This window comes from Pseudostreptobacillus hongkongensis (genome assembly GCF_001559795.1).
GTDB classification, from domain to species: Bacteria; Fusobacteriota; Fusobacteriia; order Fusobacteriales; family Leptotrichiaceae; genus Pseudostreptobacillus; species Pseudostreptobacillus hongkongensis.
Genome location: NZ_LOHY01000140.1, coordinates 1 through 910 on the forward strand (window position 1 = coordinate 1; position 910 = coordinate 910).

Here is a 910-nt window from a genome sequence, read left to right on the forward strand (position 1 = left end):
TGATTTTTATCTTCTTTTTCTACATTTACTGCTAAATTTGCTGTTTGTAGCTCATTTTCTCTTCCAGCTAAAGCTTCATTTATTTTTCTGAACTCTGTTATTTCTTTCATTTTATAAAGAACTAAAATATACTCATGATTTTTCCTAAATCTTTGTGTCACTTTTAAAGTTCCTGAAGAACCTTCAGCTTCTTTATTCCATATCATTAACTCAACATTTTCTTCCCCAAATATTTCATCACACATCTTTTTTAAATTCGCTTGTTCATTATCATCTATTGATATAAATATTACTCCATCATCTGTTAGTAAATTTCTTGCTAACTTTAATCTTGGATACATCATATTTAACCAATCTGAATGATATCTTCCATTAGTTTCTGTATTAGTTGTTAATTTAATTCCTTCTTCACTTACTTGTCCTGTTACCTTTTTATAGTTTTCTATATTATCTCTAAAATTATCTTTATACACAAAATCTTTCCCTGTATTATACGGAGGATCTATATATATCATTTTTATTTTTCCGTGATAGGATTTTTGTAATAGTTTTAATACTTCTAAATTATCTCCTTCTATATAGATATTTTCTGTATCATCCCAATTCTTTGATTCTTCTTTAGCTGGTCTTAATGTTCCTGTACTTACTTCTTGTGCTATTTGTCTTGCTCTTGATTTTCCATTCCAAGTTAAAGAATACCTTTCCTTAGAATCCTCTAAATCTTGTACCCCCCCCCAAGATAATTTGCCTTAATAAATTAAAATCTATTCTTTCTTCTATAAATATTTCCGGAAAAATTTCTTTTAATTTTTTAACATTTTCTTGAACTAAATCCATACTTGTTCCATTTAATTTTTCCATTTTTCACTCCCTCTTTATTTTTATCATTTCAATTTTTCTTCAATTTCTT

2 protein-coding genes are annotated in these 910 nt (G+C 26.9%); both read right to left on the minus strand.

Going from position 1 to position 910, the window contains the following annotated elements; all coding sequences use genetic code 11:
- A partial coding sequence (locus AYC59_RS08200) for a DNA methyltransferase (protein ID WP_245620694.1) occupies positions 1-515 on the minus strand: 515 nt, incomplete at its 3' end.
- 190 nt (positions 516-705) lie between these two features.
- Positions 706-861 carry a site-specific DNA-methyltransferase (Type III DNA modification enzyme) gene (locus AYC59_RS08090; protein ID WP_211260037.1) on the minus strand — a complete coding sequence of 52 codons (156 nt, stop codon included), beginning with the start codon at positions 859-861 and terminating at the stop codon, positions 706-708.
- Positions 862-910 lie beyond the last annotated feature (49 nt).

What these genes read in the sequence shown, in the direction of transcription:
- AYC59_RS08090 (WP_211260037.1), bottom strand. Translation starts at nt 861, where the DNA reads ATGGAAAAATTAAATGGAACAAGTATGGATTTAGTTCAAGAAAATGTT.